This is a genomic window from Pseudomonas sp. R1-7, from assembly GCF_051132105.1.
Classification (GTDB): Bacteria; Pseudomonadota; Gammaproteobacteria; order Pseudomonadales; family Pseudomonadaceae; genus Aquipseudomonas.
Genome location: NZ_CP071661.1, coordinates 3,557,980 through 3,578,714, shown reverse-complemented (window position 1 = coordinate 3,578,714; position 20,735 = coordinate 3,557,980). Strand labels below are relative to the sequence as shown.

9 protein-coding genes, 1 tRNA gene and 1 pseudogene are annotated in these 20,735 nt (G+C 56.9%); 8 read left to right on the top strand and 3 right to left on the bottom strand.

Translation table 11 applies throughout. The features are described 5' to 3' along the window. Nucleotides 1-17 precede the first annotated feature (17 nt). The 3 genes and pseudogenes from pgsA to J3P79_RS15865 form a co-directional block, all read left to right on the top strand. The gene (gene pgsA / locus J3P79_RS15875) at nt 18-578 is read left to right on the top strand and encodes a CDP-diacylglycerol--glycerol-3-phosphate 3-phosphatidyltransferase (RefSeq protein WP_434604003.1); all 561 of its coding nucleotides are present in this window, start codon (nt 18-20) and stop codon (nt 576-578) included. A gap of 63 nt (nt 579-641) precedes the next feature. Next, nucleotides 642-717 (top strand) — tRNA-Gly (locus J3P79_RS15870). A 225-nt stretch (nt 718-942) separates the two neighbouring features. Next, nucleotides 943-1,176 (top strand): annotated as a pseudogene (locus J3P79_RS15865) (Arm DNA-binding domain-containing protein); the annotation flags it as partial. A gap of 160 nt (nt 1,177-1,336) precedes the next feature. On the opposite strand, the gene J3P79_RS15860 reads toward J3P79_RS15865, so the two are convergent. From J3P79_RS15860 to J3P79_RS15850, 3 genes are all read right to left on the bottom strand, one after another. Beyond that, complete coding sequence (locus J3P79_RS15860; protein WP_134660710.1) at nt 1,337-1,582, bottom strand: phosphopantetheine-binding protein; 246 nt, start codon at nt 1,580-1,582, stop codon at nt 1,337-1,339. Between the two features lie 34 nt (nt 1,583-1,616). Further along, complete coding sequence (locus J3P79_RS15855) at nt 1,617-2,666, bottom strand: MupA/Atu3671 family FMN-dependent luciferase-like monooxygenase (RefSeq protein WP_134660711.1); 1,050 nt, start codon at nt 2,664-2,666, stop codon at nt 1,617-1,619. 76 nt (nt 2,667-2,742) lie between these two features. Then, on the bottom strand, nt 2,743-8,361 hold the full coding sequence (locus J3P79_RS15850; protein WP_434603998.1) for an amino acid adenylation domain-containing protein: 5,619 nt from the start codon (nt 8,359-8,361) through the stop codon (nt 2,743-2,745). A gap of 564 nt (nt 8,362-8,925) precedes the next feature. Here J3P79_RS15850 and J3P79_RS15845 point away from each other — a divergent pair. From J3P79_RS15845 to J3P79_RS15825, 5 genes are all read left to right on the top strand, one after another. Then, a complete protein-coding gene (locus J3P79_RS15845) occupies nt 8,926-10,182 on the top strand; it encodes an MFS transporter (protein ID WP_256657142.1) in 1,257 nt (418 codons plus the stop codon). 82 nt (nt 10,183-10,264) lie between these two features. Continuing rightward, the gene (locus J3P79_RS15840; RefSeq protein WP_434603994.1) at nt 10,265-10,486 is read left to right on the top strand and encodes an MbtH family NRPS accessory protein; all 222 of its coding nucleotides are present in this window, start codon (nt 10,265-10,267) and stop codon (nt 10,484-10,486) included. Next, nucleotides 10,486-17,001, top strand: coding sequence for an amino acid adenylation domain-containing protein (locus tag J3P79_RS15835; protein WP_434603991.1), 6,516 nt, complete (start codon nt 10,486-10,488; stop codon nt 16,999-17,001). Before J3P79_RS15840 ends, J3P79_RS15835 begins: the two co-directional genes overlap by 1 nt. A 43-nt stretch (nt 17,002-17,044) precedes the next feature. Next, the gene (locus tag J3P79_RS15830; RefSeq protein WP_434603988.1) at nt 17,045-19,339 is read left to right on the top strand and encodes a lantibiotic dehydratase; all 2,295 of its coding nucleotides are present in this window, start codon (nt 17,045-17,047) and stop codon (nt 19,337-19,339) included. 52 nt (nt 19,340-19,391) lie between these two features. After that, nucleotides 19,392-20,720 carry an aspartate aminotransferase family protein gene (locus tag J3P79_RS15825; protein WP_434603986.1) on the top strand — a complete coding sequence of 443 codons (1,329 nt, stop codon included), beginning with the start codon at nt 19,392-19,394 and terminating at the stop codon, nt 20,718-20,720. Nucleotides 20,721-20,735: the final 15 nt, after the last annotated feature.

Below are 20,735 nucleotides of genomic sequence, written 5' to 3'. Positions count from 1 at the left end.
CGTAGCCAGTTGTGCCGATGAATATCCCAAACCTGATTACCGTTCTACGCGTCCTGCTCATCCCGATCTTCATATTGCTGTTCTATTTGCCGTACCACTGGAGCTACGTGGCCTCAGCCTCGGTCTTTGCCTTCGCCGCCGCGACGGACTGGCTCGACGGCTACCTCGCCCGACGCCTGGAGCAAAGCACGCCGTTCGGCGCGTTCCTCGACCCGGTGGCCGACAAACTGATGGTCGCGGTGGCCCTGGTGCTGCTGGTGCAGGAACACGGCAACCTCTGGCTGACCCTGCCGGCGGCGGTGATCATCGGACGCGAAATCGTCGTCTCGGCGCTACGTGAGTGGATGGCCGAGCTGGGCGCCCGCGCCCAGGTCGCCGTGTCGAACCTCGGTAAATGGAAAACCGCCGCGCAGATGCTCGCGCTGGTGATCCTGCTGGCGAATCCCTCGGACTTCACCTTCTGGGTGCTGTTGGGTTATGCCTTGCTGCTGGTGTCCGCTGGCCTGACGCTGTGGTCGATGGTTCAATACCTGCGCGCAGCCTGGCCGCACCTGCGGACGGATGTTGATCCGAAATAAAACTTTTTTTAATCAAAGGGTTGACGGCGTGTTTTGAATCTATAGAATGCGCCACACCAAGACGCGGGAATAGCTCAGTTGGTAGAGCACGACCTTGCCAAGGTCGGGGTCGCGAGTTCGAGTCTCGTTTCCCGCTCCAATTATTTTTCTATAGACTTCCATTGGAGTATGTAGAAATCAAAAAAAGAGGCTTCGGCCTCTTCTTTAGTTCCATTAAAGTCTACTCTGATACATCGATAGCCACGATTTTTTAGTACATTTTTTAGTACATCAATTCGACGCTTGGTAAATCAGTTTTTAGAGATGCTTGGCACTCTGAAAACCGTACAACATTCCTTCATTCGCATGAAATGGAGTTAGTACAATGGTCCTTACCAACACGGCGGTCCGACACGCCAAACCTCGCACCAAAAACTACACCCTTCCTGACTTTGATGGGCTCGCGCTTTTCGTGAATACGAAAGGCACCAAGAGCTAGCACTTCCGTTATTCTTGGGCGGGCGGGCAACGTCGGATTTCGCTCGGTACCTATCCTGAGACAGCCTACGAGATGCTGGCGCTCTGCGTGATGTTGCCAGGCGGTCGTTGATTGCTCGAGAGCACGATGTTAATACCGGTATGGTTTTGCGCTGGCAACAGCATTACCAAGACAGGGCCTTTGGCCCGGTTAGTCAGGGTGTCCTGCCGATCTCCATCCAATTTCGCCTCGCCCGAGCAGGTAGACGTAGTTCTGCGCTCGGAGCGAGGGAAAGTATAGGTTAGGCTGCCAAGTACTGTTCTGATACTGCAACCGCGCAGGTGGATGCGGTTGTAAATACAAAGATCACCATTGGGTCCACCTCTTGGTCAATAATCTGGGAGATTTGAAATCCGGCTTCCACCGCCAGTAATGAATCGCCGCCGGAGTTAAAGAAATCGTCGTCTGCGGTCAGTGATGGCACTTGAGTTACTGAGCGAAAGATTTCTAATATTTTGTCTTCCAGGATCTGGATCTCGATGGTCATAACCACTTCCTTTGGTTGGTATCACGAAGTTTCGTTACAAATGGTCCATGTGGGCAACGGGTTGCTCTAACTCGGACATGTACTTTCGCAAGATGCTCAGTTGGTCAAGGCCTTCCATGACGCTTTCGTGCTTGAGGCCGAAGTCGATAAGACAGGCAATTTCATCAACACCCGCCGAATGGCAAAGATCAACCACTTGTCTTGCATAGTTCAAATCACCGATCAGTCCCGCCTCACATAAGTATCGCTGCGCGCTGTCCTTTATTTGAGCACGCACCGTTTCATGGGTTTCAGGGGCCACCCGTTGGCTGGTGCCTGCCCGATAGGGCGTCAAGGAGCCGATTAGGTAGTCTTCCAGCGCAGTTTGAGCGTCCCGCAGCGCCTGTTCACGGCTAGGTGCCAGGTAGGTATGAAGCATCAAAGTGACGTGTCCACGCCAGGCACTGCCGGTTTGCGCCAGTGCCGTACGATAGGCGCTGATTTTTTCCGCCAACTCGGGAATGTCCTGCTTGACCAGATGGGTCAAGACACTTGCTTGGGCGCGACCGGCTTCTTCAAAGGTGTCCAGAGTGCCCGACGACGAGATCCACAGTTGGAGAGGTGCGACAGGAGGAGGGAAGGTCGCGACCTTCGAAGCCCCCTCCCCAAAGGGCTGGCCCGACCATAGGTTTCTGAGCGTCTGCACGGTTTCAAATGTTGAATCGCGTCTGTGTTCATAAGCCCCGGGAGCCAGCACGAAGTCGCGAGGATTCCAGCCGGAAGCCAGCGAAATACCCACTCTGCCGTTCGACAGATTGTCGACGACGGACCATTCCTCGACCAAGCGCAAGGGGTGATGCAAAGGCACGACGACACTACCGGCGCGGATATGTACCCGCTCAGTCACCATGGCTACCGCCGCACCGAGTACCGCCGGGTTCGGGTAAAGCCCCCCCACGGGGTGAAAGTGCCGTTCTGGTATCCACACGGCGGCGAAGCCATGGGCGTCAGCGTAGCGAGCTCCATCCAGTAACAATTGATAGGTATTGCCGGTGGATTTTTTTCCGGTTGCCGCATCCGCAAAGTAAAACAGGCTGAGTTGCATGTTCAGGTCATCCTTAACGTGTTATGAGCAGCGAAATTTCAACGGGATTGCCCAGCGTTCGAGTGGTCGGTGAACGTCAACGAGCACCGCCTGCGGGCGGGAAAAATCCCTGCTCCACCCCATGGGCTACGAAGTCTGCAATCCATGATTTCGTCGGCTTGAAGTACTGGAAGCCCAATTTTTCGAGCCAGGCGTCAGTCACGGCATGCTTGAGCGCAACCGGGCGACCAGCGCCTCGGTAGGTCATCGGCAGAATCCGGCCGACGTCTTCAACCCGTGCCTTGTCGCGCCCCAATATCGGCAGCGTCTCCTCGAATTCCTGTGCTGATACCAGATCGATGTCGTACCCCAGCTCATTGAGGGTCTGGATGAACTCACCATAGGGCAGTGCGTTGGGGGTCTGGATATGGAATGTGCGACCTGCTGCCAGAGGCTGGCCGCCGAGCAGCAGAACCGCCTGGGCCATGGTGTCGGCCGGTATGAGTTGAATACGTCGCTCCGTCCAGTCGGCGGCAACGCCCAGGCCCATGACGGCGCGTACGTAGCGGCTGAAAAAGTGTGCATCGATATTTCGCTGGAATTTGCCGCTCACGGAGTTAGGTGAAACCGTGCCCACTCTGAAGACGGTCGCGTAGTCGCCTGATTTATTGAAGTCGGCGATCAAATGCTCCGCGAAAATCTTGCTGGCCGAATAGGCTTCGGTCGGTGTTTGCCCGACTTCAAGCTGATACTCGTTGATGGACCTCGCCACGCCATCCAGGCTCCGTCCCGCCACGCCGATAGTCGAAATGTGGCACAGGTTGGGCTTGGCGAGCTGTGAGCACAGCTCGATCACGCGCTCTGTGCCATCGGTGTTGACGGCAAAGAAGTCGCGCTCCGAGCCAACATGACGCACGTCCGCCGCCGCGTGTATCACTCTGTCGCACGTCGCTGTCAGTACCGAGCGTGCCTCGTCGCCAAGCCCCAGGTCCCTTTCTCGCAAGTCCCCCCTGATGCACCGTACTCGTCGGGAAAATACCGACGCATCGATCTCGGACTGCGAGAAGTACCAGGCATATTGACTGGCGAGCCGATCCTGGGCGGCCTGGTCATTCTGGCCACGCACCAGGCAAACAATTTCCAGCTGCGGATAGCTGCAAAGAAGCTTATGCAGAATATGGATGCCGAGCATGCCGGTGGCCCCAGTCAACAGCACTTGCCTGCAATGACGCCAGGTGTCGAGGCCAGCATCAATGCGCGTGAAGTCGATTTCGGGCTCGGCGGCAGCGGGCTCCACATGGGTGATGGCTTGCGGTTGCTCGTGGTGAGGTTGCACGGTGTCGATCCAGCGGGCCAGCAGCTCCACGGTTCTGTGTTCGAAGACCACCTGAGGCATCAAACTGATGCCGGCCTGCCGCAAGTGAACGGTAATGGAGATCGCCAGTAACGAGGTTCCGCCGACCTCGAAGAAATCATCGGCGACCGACTCCACTTTATAGGCCAGTACGTCCTGCCAGATTCGTGCGATCAACAGCTCCGAAGGGCTTTTGGGTGGCCGACTGTCGGTGGTGGTGCTGAAGACCGTTGGTATTCTTTTTCTGTCTATTTTTCCGTTGGCGGTGATCGGCAAGGCGTCCAGGACGGTTATCACCGAAGGCAGCATGTAGCTGGGCAGGCGTTTGGAGAGCGCCTCCTTGATGAGGTTGGACAGCTGAACCTTCTTCAGCCGTGCCCCCGGATTGTTACCGTCGGCCGACGGCTCTGACCGGAAGCTGCGCCCGGCAAGCGTGGCGAACAGATTGGCCGGATGCGCCGCTGTTGACAACACCATGTCGTAGTACCCGTCCGGATGATCCGAGCAGTTGAACGAGACGGTATAGCCACACTCGGTAGCAAGTTCACGAAGCGCTTCAGGGATGACACTGTCAGGCAGCGTCGAGGGAGTATCAGTTGAGTAGAGTTCATCGCGCCGGCGCAGATCGTCAATCAGCAGGCCGTGAGGTACACCGGTGAATGCGAAAGCAGCGTTTGTCCGTAAACGTAGATGTTTGGCCAGCTTCTCAAACGTCCAGTTTCCTGCACGCCATTCCTGCCAGTTCAACGCTGGCAAGTCATCGTTGCAAGCGGCCGAGGGTCGACTGAGCGTGACGTCATATCGATACTTGTTCATCTCCGTGGCGTGCCGTCCGCGACGGGGTTCGATGCGCGGCATCAGCCCGGTTTTTTTCGCGTAGTTGTGGAAGAAGCACGGATTGACGTTCAGTTCCGGCTCATCCTGGACAGCCTTTGCAATTCTGGGCAGCAACTCATCGTTCGTCAGTTGCGGCGCCCGAGCAGACTGTACCGAGGCGTGGAACATTTCCAACAGGCAGTAATTCCGGACATCTCCCAGGTAGATCACGCCGTCTGGGGCGAGCCGGCTGAGCAAGGCGTCCAGCACCTCGGTCAAATAGGCCATGTCGGGAAAGTACTGGCTTACCGAGTTGACCACGATGACATCGAACAGGGCCTCAAACTCAGGCAGGTTCCTGGCTTCGGCCACTGACAACTCGATGTTCGTGAGTCTGGACAGCCGGAGTTTCTGGCGCAGCTTGAGAATGACCGAGGTGGAGAAATCTGCGCCAACATAGCGCGCACAGTGCGGTGCGAGTTCTTGAGCGAGCAATCCCGTGCCGACTCCGATTTCAAGAACATTGGGTGGCGTTGAGCGCTGCTCTGGAAGATAACGCAGGATGTTCTCAACTGTTCCGTCCAACCATTCGTCCATGACTGATGGCGCAATGGGTTGCTGATCGTAGCTGGAGTTCCAGCCGGTAAAGTCCCTCGTTCCGGACGCAGAAATTTCGTGGGTCTGGTCGAAGAGGGTGCGCCAATGCGCGACAACATCGGCGTCGAACGCATTCCGGTCCTGTTCGAGAGGTGCATCCTGTGCTGTCACACAGGCCACGAGCCGGCAATTGCTCCCGGGATCGCCGACTGCCAGCACCACGGCATTGTGAACGCCGGGCAGGCTGGTCAGCACTGCCTCGATTTCGCCTGGCTCAATGCGAAACCCGCGGACTTTCACCTGGCTGTCCAGGCGCCCGCGGAACTCGAAGGTTCGTTGCGCCCTGTTCCAGCGGCCCCGATCACCGCTGCGGTAATACTTGCGTCCACTCAACTCGATGAAGCTGGCGCGGGTTTCTGCCTCACGATTGATGTAGCCGGTGGCCACGCCTCGACCGCCAATCCAGATTTCGCCGGTTACGTCATCGGGCAGCACATTGCCGTGCTCATCTGCGATGACGACTTCAACGCCGTCCAGCGGTTGCCCTATCGGATAACCGGTGACCGGGCGTTGTTTGTCGTACAGATACAACGTGGAAAAAATGGTCGCTTCGGTGGGGCCATACGCGACGAAGACCCTGGCCTTGGGGAAGGCGTGGGACAAGGTGGCCAGCAGGTCGGCAGGTACGATGTCGCCACCGGTGATCACCACTCGAAGCGATTCATGACTGTGTGAGGCGGATTGCGACATGGACGTCAGCAGGTTTTCCATCAGTCCGGGAACGGCCTGAAAGATCGTCGCGGTCTTCAGCAGCTCGTCAATCGCCTGCGGCGAGAAGATTTCCTCCTGGGTCACAATTCGGCTCTGTCCGCCGGCCAGCATGGCGATAAACAGCTCGAAGTAGAAGACATCAAAGGTGCTTGCCGCGAGTACCAGCCCGACATCCGAAGGCGAGCATTCATGCAGCAACTGACAGGCGCGCATCGTATTGACGATATTGCCGTGGGAAACTATGACGCCTTTTGGCCTGCCGGTCGTACCGGAGGTATAAAGGATGTAGCAAGGCGATTCGGGCACAACCGCCGCGTCAATCGCGCGCAGTTGTTCTGGCGTCGGCTGGTCGTGGGCTTTACCGATGACGATACTGGGGATCGTATCGCAGCCTTTGTCTGCGCAAGACACAATGATCGCCCGGGCATTGGAGTCCGAGGTAATAAAGGCACGTCGATCGTCGGGATCCGCCGGATTGATCGGGACAAATGCCGCACCCGCTCGCAGGACGGCCAGTGTGGCTACAGCAATATCGACGCTGCGCTCGACACATATTGCGACGGTGTCGCTCTGGCGCACGCCACTTTGCAGTAACTGCACGGCCAGCGCGGCTGACTGGCGGCTGAGTTGGTCAAAGGTCAATAGGCCGTGCTTGTCCGAGACCGCACCGGCGTTCGGTGAGATTTGCGCCGCGTCAAGAAACAATCCATGCAGCCCGCAGTCTGGCCAGACCTGCTCGTCTGGCGTGCCGTTCGTGGAGGACAGCTTGTGGAAGAGGGGGAGTTGGGAGATGTCCTGTTGCGGTGTCTGCACGATGCAATTGAGCAAGCATTCGTAATGGCTGGCCATTTCCCGGATCACCTGCTCGTCGAACAGGTCCAGCGCATAGTTGATCCGCAGGCGCGCGTCTGTCGGGCGCCGCCACAACGTCCATTCCAGGTCGACCCGGGCAACGTCCAGATCGACCTTCAGGAGCTCGGTTCGCGTACCTTGCAACTCAATTTTTCCGGCCTCGACGTTCTGCAGAGTGAAAAGCACCTGAAACAACGGGTTATGACTGAGCGAACGCTCCGGGTTCAGGTCTTCCACCACCTGTTCGAATGGCGTTCGTTGATGCTCCAGCGCGAGCAACGTCGTGTCTCTGAATGCCTTGAGGACGGTAGTGAAGCTGGCCTGTGGAAGAATGCGGGTGCGCAGCACGACCGTATTCACGAATAACCCTAGGACATTCTCCAGCTCCTCGACCGGTCGGTTGGCGACAGGGGTGCCGAAGACAATGTCAGTCTGGCCTGAATACCGATGCAACAGCACCTTAAGTGCGGCGCCCAGGACCATGTAGAGCGAGCTGTCATATTGCTTGGCCAAGGCTTCCAGTGATTGCACCAACCCCTGTGGAAGTGTCAGGTCAATATGATTGCCCCGGAAGTTGGCGATGGCCGGCCGGGGGGTTGCCATTGGCAATTCAATTTGTGCGAGGTCGTGGAGCTGGGTCTTCCAGAATTGCCGGCTGCGGATACCCGCTTCGCTGGCAAGCCAGGCTTTTTCGGCCGCGACGAAGGTACTGAAATCGATATTGCCAGTGGCAGGTAACGCTTGCGAGGCAAGTGCGGCGGCATAAAAGCGTTGCAGGTCTTCATGCAGGATACCCAGCGACCAGCCATCGGCGACGATGTGGTGAATCACCAGGGCCATCAGGCAGGATTCATCGTCAGTGCGGATGACAACGGCCTTGAGCAGGGGGGCGCGGCTCAGGTCAAATGGCTGCCAGATAAAACTATCCAGGCATTGCTCTGCCGATTCGGGATTGTCGATGACGGACACGTCAGCGTCGACGGCGTCATGGACTACCGACTCAGGCTGGCCGTTGTCATTGGCCTGGAAAGAAGTGCGCAAGCTGGGGTGCCTGTTGATCAACGCTTGAAATGCCTGACGTAATGCATCCAAGTTAACGTGGCCATGCAATTTGGCGATGCTGAAAATATTGTAGGCCGCACTGTTCGGATCCATCAGGTGCAGGAACCACATGCGTTTCTGGCCGTAAGACAGGGCGGATGTATCAATATCGAGTTGCGGGTGCGGCTCAGATGTTTTCTGTGCGCTCTTTATATGCTGGGCGAGAATTCTCTCGGCCGCTGATCTTTGGTCTTTATGTGCATTAGCCTTAGAACAAAAATCCATTCGATATACCATCCATAGTCGAGTAGCTCCTGCGAATTACCATAGAATCTCATTTGCGCTAGGGTCAAGCGCAAAAAATCAATTTCATCAGCCGAGCCGGTAGTGGCGTATAGCCATGGCTCGCCGCAAGCCCCATATTACTTAGCGTTGCGGCTGTAGCAGAGCATAAAAAATAATTGAGGTTATCCGCTGATGTTCAGGTATGGGTTTGTAATGACGTTGTAACGGTAATGGGGGGCATGGCAGCAAAATCAGCGCTTGCATTATAATTTTTGTGATTGAAAACAATGGGTAAGTGCTTTGTCGGGGGAGGGTGGTGGTAGTTTTGTCGCCGATTTCAGCAGCAACCGCACAGCTTGTGTGGACGTTAAAGCGGTTGTTGCCGATCGCGAAAAAAAATCTTTACGCCTCCGTTTTTCCTGTGTTACCAATAAAAAATGCTGAGGAAGCTGTTGGATTCAGCCTACAAGTAAAAGCCGACGCTTGGATGAACTAAAGTTTGCCAGCGAAATAAGGGAATATAACTCCGCCTGTTAAAGCGGAAGAATGTCGGAGGCTAATTGCTTGAGTATTGAAAAAGGGTCCCTCTGGCGGGACAGAAACTTCATGTGTCTTTGGATGGGGCAGTCCGTCAGCGAGATGGGCTCGTCTATCACCAATATTATTCTTCCACTGCTCGCCATTACCACGTTGAGTGCAACTCCGGGTGAGATTGGCTTACTTCGCGCTATGGCCTCCATTGCTGTATTGCTTGCGTCAATACCTTCGGGTGTCTACATCGACAGATTCAACAAGCGAAGTTTGATGATCGTGTGCGACTTCGTGCGAGCGGCGATATTGGTTACCGTCCCGCTATTTGCATTTTACGATCAGCTTTCGATGTACTGGCTGTATGCCGTGTCCTTCTTGTGTTCCGTGTTCTCGGTCGCCTTCGGAATCGCCTATCACTCCTACTATCCGATTTTTGTGCCGCGCAAGGATTTGCCCGAGGCGAACAGCAAGATCGAAACCACGGAATCAGCCGCGCGGGTCGGTGGCCCGGGGATCGGCACGTTCATGGCGGGCTGGATCGGAGCCCCGCTCACGCTGTTATTCGATGTCGTTTCCTATATTGCCAGCGCTGTTCTCCTGAGTTTTACCAAGACTGACGAGTCGAGCAAGGTGAAGGTAACCAAAAGGCCGCCCTTGCTGCAGGAAATAGGTGAGGGATTCAAGCTGCTATATGCCAATTCGGTATTGGCGCGAACTGCGATGACGACCATTGGCTCGATGTTCTGCCTGGCCATGATGAATGCGGTTTTTTTATATTACTTGATTAGCGATTTGAAGCTTTCACCGCAAATGGTCGGTATTGTCTTTTTTATCGGTGAAGGTGGCGGGCTGTTGGCAGCTATCCTCGCGAGTGCTTTGATGCGTTCAGTCGGTAGCGCAAAAATAATGTGGTGGGTAGTCTTTCTTAGTCCGGCAGGTTTCCTTTTGGGTGGGGCGCAAAGTCATCCGCTATTGCTGCCGACACTCTATCTATGTTTGACGTCTGTTCGCTTTGTATTGTTTGACATTGCCCAATATTCCTATCGGCAGTCTTCTTGTCCGCTGGAAAGTCTCGGCAAGGTGACTGCAAGTATCAGAACCTGTATCGGCATTGCGGCGGCAAGCGGGGCAATTTTCGGTGGGTGGCTGGGCAGTATTGTAAGTCCAGTCGCGAGTATATTCATTGCAACGGTATTGATGTGTGTTTCATCCCTTCCTGTAGTGTTTTCGGCGTTACGGCATACCAGAGATATTGAAGACCTTCCCGCGCTGACCCATGTAGATCGTTGATAGAGGTCGGTCTGCAGCAAAGTTTTCCTCGTGTCGTTTTAGTTGCCAGGTTTTCCTTGGTAAAAAAGGGAGTTGAACAAGCATGGATAGCAAAAGCGTATATGGCGTTGTCATCAATCAACAAGAACAGTATTCCCTGTGGAATAACGACCGGCCGGTACCGGGAGGATGGACCTCCATTGGCGTAACCGGTTCTCAGGATTTTTGTTTGAACTGGATTCAAAATAACTGGCTGGATCAGCGCCCCGGTTTCTTGCGCGAAAACATTGCGCCGACAAAGGCACCGTCGGTCGAGGAGCTGTAATGAACAGCACCTTTGAAATAACTAATCATGTGCTCGATCTCTTGTCCCGTTATCTTGAGAATGGTGTTTGCCTGCACCTTGCCAACGAAGGATTCGAGCTGCAAACCCTTGAGTCGTCGGCCTCGCAGCCCCTGGAAGCACTGACACCGGAACTTCAGACGCACTTGCAAAGCCTGCTGCAGGAGGAAATCGGCAGGCCTTTGCAGGGCGGCACGCTATTGCCGTTGTCCTGGATTCAGCGCCGGCATTACTTCGTCACCCGGCACGAAGGCGCCGAAGTTTCATCAACAGTGCCTCATGCGTTGCGCTTCAGCGGCAAGCTGGATCGAGCGGCACTGCGTGACGCTTTGCTCCACCTTCAGCGAGTTCACCCGATGCTCCGGGCGTCCGTGCATGAAATGTACGGAGTGCTCTTTCAATGGATCGCGCCAACGGCTCAACTGACCATTGAATTCGAGGACCTTTCGCACACGCCGGTCAGTTCCCGAGAAGCACAATTGGCAGCGTTTTCACTTGACGTCATGCGCCGACCTTTTCAACTCGACCGCGGCGTGCTGATGCGCCCGGTACTGGTCAGGCTCAGTGACGAAGAGCATGTTCTGCTGCTGCCGTTGCATCATCTGATTGCTGACGGCTTGTCTCTACGCGTGATCAACGACAGCCTGTTATCGGCTTATGAGGGTTACCGTACTTCTGGTCACGCTGACCTGCCGGCGCCGAGTTCAACCTATGCCGACTTCATCCGCTTTCAACATTCTGAGCGGTCCCTGACGGAGAACGAGCGGCACCTGGACTACTGGATCAAACGCATGGCCGGCAAGCCCGTCATGCTCAGCTTGCCCACCGACAAGGCACGGCCTGCGACGCCTTCCTACAAAGGCCGTTACGTCGAACGTGTGCTTGATGAGGCTCTGACCAACGCGCTCAGTGACTTTGCAAAGAAGCAACACGTGACGCCGTTCATGCTCTACAGCGCGGCGTTTCATGTCCTGCTGGCGCGGTATTCGGGTCAGAGTGAAGTGACCTTGGGCTACCCTTTCGGCAATCGTATTCGGCGAGAGGACACCGATACCGTCGGGCTGTTTGTCAACACGCTGCTGCAACGCGTTGATGTGAGTGATGATCCCGTTACGAGTGTGTTCCTGACTCGGGTAAAGCGCGAGATCCTGCTGGGGACGGGGCATCATCGATTGCAATTCGACAAGCTGCTGGATGCATTGGACGTAGAGCGCAGCGCCAGTTACCACCCGCTGTTTCAGGCGTTCATCGGTTATTACGGCCAACAGGCAAACGGGGTAAAGCCCACCAGCGTTGCGGTCAAGCCCTACATTGTGGACACCGGGGCGGCGCGTTTCGACCTGGAGTTGTTCCTTCGCCCGCAAGGTGGCGAAACCGTCATGATGCTCTGGGCGCAAGATGATCTGTTTCGACCGGAAACATCCGCCAGGATGCTCGCACACCTGGCCAATATCCTGAAGGGCATGCTCGCGGCTCCCGAAGAAAAGATTTCCTCGTTGTCGCTGCTTTCCGAGCAGGAATCCGGGGACCTGTTGAGGCTGGCGAGGGGAGGCGACCCGCTCCTGCCGGGCATCACGATTCTTGAACAGATCGCCGATACATGCCGCGCTTTTCCAGACCGGGTTGCCGTGCGATTTGAGGGACAGTCGATCTCTTACCGCGAGCTGGACGCGGCTTCGTGGCATGTGGCGCGATCCCTGGCAGATCATAGGGTAAAGGCGGGCGATGTTGTCGCGGTCCAGTTGCAACGCTCAAGGGAGTTGCCGATCTGCCTGCTCGGGATTCTCAAGGCGGGCGCCGCCTACATGCCGCTGGATCCCCAGGCGCCGCAGAGTCGAGTGATGGAGATGCTCGATGATTGTTCCCCACGTGTCTTGATTGTCGAAGACAGCGCTATGGCGCCTCCCGGGGAGCTGCCTTGGGCCACCCTTTCTTCCTTGTTCACCCAGGAGCAGGCTGGTCCGGGCGATGCGGCCATTGCGCAGGGGCCGGCGAGCAAGGACCTGGCCTACGTGATCTTCACCTCGGGCTCCACGGGACGGCCCAAAGGGGTGATGAATACCCATGAGGCGTTGCTGAACCGTCTGGCCTGGATGCAAAAGGCTTTCCCCCTGCAAGCCAGCGATGTCGTTGTGCAAAAGACACCGCTGACGTTCGACGTCTCTGTGTGGGAAGTGTTCTGGCCGCTCATGTATGGCGCCACGTTGTTGATGGCCAAACCCGAAGGGCACAAGGATCCCGAGTACCTGGGGGCACTGTTCTCAAGGGAGCAAGTGAGCGTCGCTCATTTTGTCCCTTCCATGCTGAGTGCGTTCGTGGCTGCCGAAGTGTTGCCGTCCTGCACTCATCTCAGACAGGTGATTTGCAGCGGTGAAGCGCTGCCGCTGCGCTTGGCCAACGCCGTCAAGCAAACCAGTGAAGCCGAATTGCACAACCTTTATGGGCCTACCGAGGCGGCCATTGACGTCACCTGGTACACGGTGACCGAAAACAGTTTGAAGGCCGGTAGCGTACCGATCGGGCGTGCCATTGATGGGCTTGAGATATTCATCCTGGATAAAAACCTCAATCTGGTCCCCCCCGGCGTTGTTGGAGAAATCCATATCGGCGGCATCGGGCTGGCACGTGGCTACATCAACCAACCGGCACTGACTGCACAGAAATTCATTCCCTCACCCTTCAGTGAACAGGGCGCGCGGTTGTACCGGACTGGTGATCTGGGAAAACACCGCTGGGATGGTCAGATCGAGTATCTGGGCCGGAACGACAATCAGGTCAAACTGCGGGGCTTTCGCATCGAGTTGGGTGATATCGAAACGGCCCTGATGCGCCTGCCGGCCATTCGCGAAGCGGTAGTGACACTCAATCAGGACATCCATGGCCACGCGATGCTGGCGGCATTCCTGGCGAGCGATGACGTCAGCGTGCAACTGATACGCCGTGCTCGCGAGGCGCTTTCATCCTCCTTGCCGGAGTACATGATTCCCTCCCTGTGGTCGGTCGTTGACGTGTTCTCGAGATTGCAGTCAGGCAAGGTCGACCGGTCCGCTTTGCCAATACCTGTCGCGTATGCCGACGCAGTTGGCGCTGCGAGGCCGCTTGAGCAAGCGACGTTGAGTGGCATCGAGCAGACATTGGCAGCCGCCTGGGCGCTCGTGCTGGGCAGAGTGGTCACCCACGGTGACGAAGACTTCTTTCATTTGGGCGGAGATTCAATTCGCAGTATTGAACTGGTCGTGGCAGCCCGGCGAGCAGGCTTGCAACTGAGTGTGGAGAAGATTTTCCAGAACTCCACGCTGAGCAGGATGGCCCTGGTTGCCACGCCGCTGAGTGGCCCCGTGTTGATGGCCATTGCGCCATTCGGACTGATTTCAGCGGCCGTCCAGGAAGGCCTTTCCCAGGACATCGAAGACGCCTTTCCCTTGTCCCGGCTGATGACCGGACTTTACTACGAGTCGGTGGCCAGCCCGGATTACCACATCTATACAACGGCAGTGGAGTTGGAGGGGGCGTTTGTGGAGCCAATGTTCAAGCGTGCTGTCGCGCTGTTGATGAAACGCCATCCCTTTTTGAGAAGCTCCATTGATGTGTCTTCTTACCATCAACCTCTGCAGTTGATTCATCGCGACGCCGAGGTGTCGTTGGCAGTTGTCGATATCAGCGACATCGATCCGGCAGCCCAGGCCGCTTCGTTCAAGGCATGGTTCGATGAGCAGCGGACTGTCAGGTTCCAATGGGACAAGGCGCCGTTGTTTGCCATGACCGTGCATCGTTACAGCGCCTCGCGGTTCACCCTGACACTCGCCGAACCCTATCTTGATGGGTGGAGTGTCACGCTGGTCATCAGTGAATTGCTCGAGTTGTATCAGCAGCTCCTGGAGCACGCTGTGCCCGTCGTCGAGCCCGTGCGCGCACAAGGCGAGTTCTTGCTCAGGGAGGCCGAGGCGCTGGATGACCCGGACCACAAGGCGTTCTGGGCCCGACAGCTCGCGTCGCCTCATCAGGGCCAATTGCCGCTTGCCAAAGGCAGCGATTACCGCACGTTCAATGTGCCGGTCTCCAGCGCGACGTCCGATAACCTCAAGCGTCTTGCGCAATCATTGGGCGTGTCGATCAAGGCGGTCCTGCTCAGCGCCCATTTGCAAGTCATTGCCTTCATTAGTGGCCGTACTGAAGTCATCACCGGCCTGATGTCCAACAGTCGTCCGGAAACGACAGCGGGCACGTCGGCAGTCGGCATGTTCTTGAATACGTTGCCGTTGCAAATCAACGTCGCGGGCCTGACGCGCCGCCGGCTGATTCAAGCCGTGCACGCTTTCGAGGCGCAGGCGCTGCCATTCAGGAACTACCCGTTTGCGCAGATGTTGAGTGATGCCGGTATCGATAACGTCATCGATTCCACGTTCAACTACACCCATTTCAGACCTTACGAGCAGTTCGCGAACAATCAGGGGCTGAAGCTCAAGTCTATCAGGGCCACTGACCAGACTTATCACTCGTTGACCGCTCAATTCAGACTCGATGTGTTAACCCAGGGCGTCGGTCTGTTTGTTGAGTTCTCCAACACGGCGCTGTCGGAAGCCGCGATGGGGCGAATCGCTTCGTACTATGACGCGGTGTTGTCACAGCTGGCGACCGACCCTGAATCCAGTGTCTGCCCTCTGGACAGGCTGGCAGGCAGCAACGCTCATGCACTTCTGGTGTCGCCACCGGTGGAACTGGAAGTCTCCCGTCTGATCGTCGCGTTTGATCAGCAATGCGAGGCTTCACCGCAGTCATTGGCATTGCTCTGTGAGGGGCGCTCGATCAGCTATGCGTGCCTGTCTCAGTGGGTCGACAGGTTCGCCGAAACACTGCATGAACAGCAGGTGGTGCCAGGTTCCGTCGTCGGCATCTGCGTCGAGCGATCTGCAGAGTATGTCGTCGCAGTGCTGGCATCGTTGCGCCTCGCTGCCACCTACATGCCGCTGGATCACGCCAGCCCGACCGAACGGCTGGGGATGATCCTGCATCAATCACAAGCCCGGCTGCTGATCGTGTCTGAGTCGACCCGGGGCAAGGTACCCGGTGAGATTCGTGCCGTGGCGGTTGAAGCGATGCCGGTCGATGAGCGGCCTTCCACCGCCAGCTGGCCACTGAATGCGCGGCATCCAGCGGTCTTGATGTACACCTCTGGCAGTACGGGAACCCCTAAAGGTGTCCTGTTGCACGATGAGGCCATTCTGACGCGCCTGCAGTGGTCGCGATGCCAGGAACCGAGTAAACCCTCGGACGTTTTCGTGCTGAGAACGCCAGTCGGCTTTGTCGACGGCATCGCCGAAATGTTCGATGGACTGCTCAGAGGCGTGCCTACGGTGATCTTGCCGGAACGCATCAAAGACCCGGTGGAGCTGATGAACTTCATCCAGACCCACCGAATTACCAAGTTGACCTGCGTGCCCGCCCTGGCAACCGAGATGCTCGAGTCGGGCGCCGAAGCGCGCGCCAGGCTGGTCACGCTCGATTGCCTGCACTTGAGCGGTGAATTGCTCAAAGGGGAGTTGGTGGAACAGATCCGGCAACACCTGCCGGGCGTCAATCTCATCAATTTGTATGGTTCGACAGAGGTTTGCGCGGACGCAACGGTGTTCGAGGTCCGGGAGGCTGCGGCGCTGCTGACTCCGGTCGGTCTGCCGATTCCCGGTGCACAGGTAATGGTGGAGCATGAGGGGGGCGGTTACGCACCGATCGGGACGCCCGGAGAACTGCTGGTGGGCGGTCAGATTCTTGCCCTCGGCTACTTCGGCGATGCGAAGCAGACGGCGCAGCGATTCACGCCCTCTTTGCTCAATGATGGCGGACGGGTCTATCGCACGGGTGATATTGCCGTGCTCAGTGACAGTGGCGATTTGAATGTGTTGGGCCGCACCGACCGGCAGATAAAGATTCGAGGCATCCGCATCGAGCCCGCGGAAATCGAAGCGGCGCTGAAAACCCACGCGCAGGTTGCCGAAGCATTGACCGTGCAGCGTGTGCTGGAAGGGCGAAAAGTGCTGGTGGCCTATGTCCGCCCGGCGGCGCAGGCTGATGCGGTGGCAACTGATTCGTTGATCGAGCATTTGTCGTCGCGCGTCCTGGTGGCGGCTATCCCGGATGTGTTCATCACCGTTGAAAGCTGGCCGTTGTTGCCGTCCGGGAAGGTCGATATCAACGCACTCCCGGTTTATGGACCGCAAAGGGCCGAGGGCCGCCAGCCCGAAGGGCTTATCGAACTGGAGTTGGCCGCGCTCTGGGAGCAGCGGCTCAAGACAGCGCTGGTCAGTGTTGAGGATGACTTCTTTCAACTCGGCGGCAATTCGTTGTCCGCCATTATTCTGGCCGGCATGATCGGGCGCCGATTCGGCGTCTGCGTGAATGTGTCAGATATTTTCGACCACAGAACCCTGGCGAAACAGGCGCATCTGCTTGAGGTGAAACTGCTCGAGACCGAGGCAGCAGAACTGGCGGATGAACAGTGATCGCCGGGCAGCTGGCATCGTTTAGATAAGGATGTGAAACGACATGGAAAACTCCAAAAGTTGGCGTTGGTGGGACGATGTGCTGGTACGCGGCGCAGGCTTTGGCGCCGGTGGCGTATTGCGTCTGGCGAGTACGAGCCTGGCGGCGCAGGCTGATCGGATGGGGAGTAGGCCTTTTTCCGAAGCCGACTTGAGCGACTACCGCGGGTCATTTGCGAAGGTGTCTGTCGAGCTCTCCCGGGAGCTGCAAGACATTGCCCGGCAGGACGACTTTCTACGGGCCGTCTCCTGGCAGAACCATCGTCTGCTGGACGGTGCCGTGCGTCCATTTTGCGAATGGGATCCGGCCACTCAGACAAGGCATTCCAAGCATCGCCAACGTGAAGAACTGATCGCCAACTATTGGCAACGATACTGTGTGAAGAATGACACCATCGGTTTCTTTGGCCCGTCGGGATGGGGCACCTTCAGCGACGACTCGGCCACCCGCTACACGCCGGGTGAAACGCTGATCGAGCGCCGAGAAGTGTTCTTCGAGTCCTGGGCGATCGATTGCCTGGCGGAATCATTCGAAGCGCTTCCCGCAATTCGCGAATGGTTGAAGCCGCGCCGGCTGACATTTGTAAAGATCGAGGGCGACATCAATTTCAACGGCCCCGGCCTGAAGGTCAAACTGCCGGCTCTGGAAACGGCCGTGCTGTCGATGTGTGACGGCAAGACGTCCGTTTACGATATCGAGCGCGAGTTGTCAGGCAGTTATTCCGTCTCGTTGATGGATATTCTTGGCATTCTCGATACGCTCAAGGCCAAGCGCTGGATCGTGTTGAAGATCGAATTGCCAGCCGGGGCCCACCCGGAAATATGCCTGCGCCAGTTCTTGCTGGGCATTGGCGATACGCAGTTGCAATCCTTGTTGCTGGCCAGGCTCGATGCCATGGAAGCCGCGCGCGACAAGATCGAATCGAGCGGTGACGCTACCGAGCTGACCCTGGCGCTGTCTGAACTGGATGCGCTTTTTTCCGGGTTTACCGAGACCAGCTCGACGCGGAACGAAGGCCGTACCTACGGCGGCAGGACGCTGGTCTACCACGATAGTCGACGCAATATGGCGCTATCGGTAGGCGAGGATATCAAGCAAGGTCTGGCGCCGCTGTACCTGCTGGCCAAGAGTGCGCGCTGGATTTGCTGGCGGCTGGGGACTGAGGTTCGGCAACTGCTCAGGCAAACCTATCAACGCTGTGTCGAAAAGCACGGGGCGCAATTTGACCTGACCACCATGTGGCTGGAATCGCTGGGCCCCTTGTCAAAAGTCATCGATGCGGCGCTCGACAACATTGATCAAGTCTTCCGGGCCAAGTGGGCGAAAATCATTGCAGTCGAGGATAGCGAGCGACGGGTCGAGTTCACGTACGCGCAGCTGGAGGAGCGGGTCAACCAGGAGTTTGACGCCCCAGGGGCCGGTTGGGAGGGCGCGCGCTACTTTTGCCCGGATGTGATGCTTTCCGCCGTCGACATCAATGACCTGAAATCAGGTGACTTCAAACTGGTGCTAGGGGAAATCCACCTGACAATCAACACCATGAGAAGCTCATGTTTCGTCACACAGCATCCCGATAAATCAGCGTTGCTCAAAGAGGTAGACAAGGACTTCCCCAAACCGCAGTTGCTCAATGTCCTTCCCAAGGAAAGTCCACCTCGTCTGTCGGTCCGCACCCACCCGGTGCTGTCGCGAGACTGCGATTACATGATCGAACTCAACTATCACACCGTGGATGCGGGCCGCGATCGCCTGGTGAAAAGTCGAGACACCACCATCCTCGAAGAGGACGGGCTGATCAAGATCAGGATTCCCAATGGCGAAACGTTTGATCTGGTCGACGTTTATGCTGAGCTGCTGATGGGCCGTGTGATTGATAAGTTCCAGTTGTTCTCGGACCGCGCGCACATGCCCAGAGTCAGTATCGATAAATTGGTGATTGCACGAGAAAGCTGGCGCTTCCAGGCGCAAGACCTGGAGTTCGCCAATGAAAAAGATGAGGCGCTGAGATTCATGAAGGCGCGCAGCTGGTGGAAATCTCAAAACATTCCGCGCTTTGTCTTCGTCAAGTCGAAAACCACTGAAAAGCCATTTTATGTGGATTTCGAAAGCCCGATCTTCATCAACATCCTTTCCAAGTTGATACGACGTAATCAAACCTCTGAGGCAATCAAGAACAAAGAGGTGACATTCGTTGAGATGCTGCCGGACCACCAGGATCTCTGGTTGACCGATCATGCCGGTAATAAATACACGTCGGAACTCAGGTTTACCTGGGTCGATAACTACCCGATCAAATGACCGGTGACTGACGCCAGGCCCGGGTTTGGAAAATGACTTTTACACGGAGGTGATGGGTATGCGTATTCATGAAGACGCAGGACAGGCTGACACTCACGAGTCGTTGTTGCGAGAGGATGCTGCCTACGTCTGGCATCCTTGGGCGCCTAACCGCATAAGCACCAGTACGGTCATTGCCGTCGCCGGGGAGGGCAGCCACATCACGGATGCCAAGGGTGATCGATACCTGGATGCCAAGGCGTCAGGGATGAATGCCACGCTGGGGTACGCCAACCAGAAGATCGTCAAGGCCATAACGGCTCAGCTGGAAAAGCTGATGACCTACGACATGGTCGAAGGGGGCAATGCGCCCGCCATCGAGCTGGCGCGGGCGATTGCCCAGGTGACCGCACCGGGCTTGACCAGGACGTTTTTTTGCAACAGTGGCTCGGAGGGCATCGAGACGGCGCTCAAGGTATCGCGCCGCTATCACAAGTTGCTCAACGACCCGCAGCGATCACTGATTGTGTCGCTGAAAAACTGTTATCACGGCACCACCCTGGCCGCCTCTACGTGTGCGACATCTTCTGCCGGCGACGAACAAGGGCTGCTTCCCGCAGGGTTCGTTTCAGTGCCCGGGCCCGACTGGGAGGCCGTGCGCCGCGAAGGCCTGGCTTTTTCGCGTTCTGGGGTCGAGGCGCTCGAAGGTTTTTTTGCCGAGCATGGGAAAAACATTTCGGCATTCATCGTCGAGCCTGTCCAAGGTATTGGCGGCTACATCGTGCCGGACAACTATCTGCGGGCGGCGCGAGCGCTCTGCACCCAGTACGGTGCGCATCTCATCCTAGATGAGGTTCTGACCGGGTTTGGGCGTACCGGCAAGATGTTCGCCTATGAATATGCGTACATCACCCCCGATATCCTGATCACCAGCAAGGGCTTGACGGCCGGTTACATGTCGTTGGCGGCGGTGACCACCCATGACACGATTTTCGATGTGTTTGAACGCGAAAAGGAAATGTCCGGCTTCAGCCACGGGCACACGCATTCCGGGCACGCTTCGGCCTGTGCGGCAGGCCTTGCGGTACTGGATATTCTGCAAAACGATGGCGTGTTGGCGCGAGTCCATCAGTTATCGACGGTGTTGCACGAAGCGGTCGGGGCGTGCGCCGAGACGGCAACGGTCCGGGAGATCAGATGCCGCGGATTGCTCATGGCGGTCGAGTTCGACAGTGTCCAGCGCGCCCTCTCAATCAAGAAGCACCTGCAGGACAACAAAGTACTGATCCGTCGCAGTGGTCGGAACATCATTTTTGCACCGCCGCTCAATATCGACCTGACTGATATTGAGTACCTCGCTGCGCAGTTTCTCGACGCTGTCAGCGTCGCGTCAGCGCAATGAACGTAACAGGTTGAG

Bases quoted from the DNA above. Each gene is read 5' to 3' on its own strand.
- pgsA (WP_434604003.1), top strand. From the start codon at position 18: ATGAATATCCCAAACCTGATTACCGTTCTACGCGTCCTGCTCATCCCG.
- J3P79_RS15860 (WP_134660710.1), bottom strand. From the start codon at position 1,582: ATGACCATCGAGATCCAGATCCTGGAAGACAAAATATTAGAAATCTTT.
- J3P79_RS15855 (WP_134660711.1), bottom strand. From the start codon at position 2,666: ATGCAACTCAGCCTGTTTTACTTTGCGGATGCGGCAACCGGAAAAAAA.
- J3P79_RS15850 (WP_434603998.1), bottom strand. From the start codon at position 8,361: ATGGATTTTTGTTCTAAGGCTAATGCACATAAAGACCAAAGATCAGCG.
- J3P79_RS15840 (WP_434603994.1), top strand. From the start codon at position 10,265: ATGGATAGCAAAAGCGTATATGGCGTTGTCATCAATCAACAAGAACAG.
- J3P79_RS15835 (WP_434603991.1), top strand. From the start codon at position 10,486: ATGAACAGCACCTTTGAAATAACTAATCATGTGCTCGATCTCTTGTCC.
- J3P79_RS15830 (WP_434603988.1), top strand. From the start codon at position 17,045: ATGGAAAACTCCAAAAGTTGGCGTTGGTGGGACGATGTGCTGGTACGC.
- J3P79_RS15825 (WP_434603986.1), top strand. From the start codon at position 19,392: ATGGGTATGCGTATTCATGAAGACGCAGGACAGGCTGACACTCACGAG.